Annotated in this window: 1 protein-coding gene; it reads left to right on the forward strand. The window is 52.7% G+C overall.

Annotation, left to right across the window (positions count from 1 at the left end):
* Positions 1–474, forward strand: a 474-nt coding sequence (locus LOC67_RS27105; RefSeq protein ID WP_230265990.1) for a hypothetical protein, incomplete at its 5' end; no start/stop codon positions are given.
* Between the last annotated feature and the right edge of the window lie 865 nt (positions 475–1,339).

Below are 1,339 nucleotides of genomic sequence, written 5' to 3' on the forward strand. Positions count from 1 at the left end.
CAGCGATGTGATGCAGACTGTGGTCGTGTGTACCACGCGAACCATGACATGAACCGAAGTGACGGAGTCGGGGTTTCTGAAGCGGTGTGTAATCCGCCGTCACTCGGTTATGTCCGCCGTTACCCGTTTCGAAAGATGAGCGTGCCGCGATTGACCATACCGGTTCTTTTCCTGCTCGCTTCAACGATCGGTTGTGAGCGACGTCCTCGGATTCCGACGTACCAATTTGTCGATAATGTGCCGATCTTGACGTCACGAAGTGCAGACGATGTGATACTGCTCGCAAGCGACTACTGTAAAGAGAACGGCATCGACCTCCGCCAGCGTGAAATGCCTGTGATGTCTTACGACACTTTGGACGGAGTCGGCTATTGGTGCGTACTGTATCATGGCCTCACGCGGAAGCCCGGCGATCACTTTATGCTTCTGATCCAGGATGCGACCGGGGAGATCGAATATGTTCCTGGCGCATGATTGCAGTTCAGTCAACCTGCCAGTCTCTCTGCCATTGCCCCACTATGAATCGGGTAACAATGACATGCACGCGAGGACGGGAGTCACGGTTTTTCGTCTGCTTGCAAGTCGTTCGCCCGTCCCGCGTGATGTCTAACGTTCGCGCGGATGTTTGTGCCTGCGATAACCAACGCCTGTTTTCGATGCTGATGGATCTGGCCCAGCGGATCTCACCTGACAACCATTAGCCGATCGCCGCAACTGAGTTTGTGGTTTGATAGTTGCTCGTGAATTCGGCCCTTTTGATTTCGCGAGACGTCAGTTTCCTATTGATCGCAATTGAATTCACGGTTTGATCGTGTCGCTCGAATAACGCTCATCGGAATTCACGGGACAGCAGTTGCCCGTCTATCGCATTTGATGTCAACGTTTGATTTCTGCTCCGAGATGGCAGGTCAGACGCCCTACCCGCCGGCTGAAATATCAATGCTCGTTTCCCTTGGCCATTCCGATTGGGTAGACTTGTCATCAGCGATGTGGTGCAGACTGTGGTCGTGTGTACCACGCGAACCATGACATGAACCGAAGTGACGGAGTCGGGGTTTTTGAAGTGGTTAGTCGTCCGCCGTCACTCGGTTATGTCCGCCGTTCGCGCGGGTAGATGAACTACTTGATGACACAACTCCATCTCAGTTGATCATCGCCCTTTGCAGTACTAAGCGTTTGGATTCGGCCCATCTGAATTCAGTTGTCAACTGTTAGCTGATCGCCGCAAATGATGCTGCGGTTTGATAGTCGCTGCTGAATTCGGCCCATCTGATCTCACCTGGCAACTGATAGCTGATCGTTGCAACTGAGTCTGCGGTTTGATAGTTGCTCGTGAACT

The organism is Stieleria sp. JC731, assembly GCF_020966635.1.
Taxonomy (GTDB): Bacteria; Planctomycetota; Planctomycetia; order Pirellulales; family Pirellulaceae; genus Stieleria.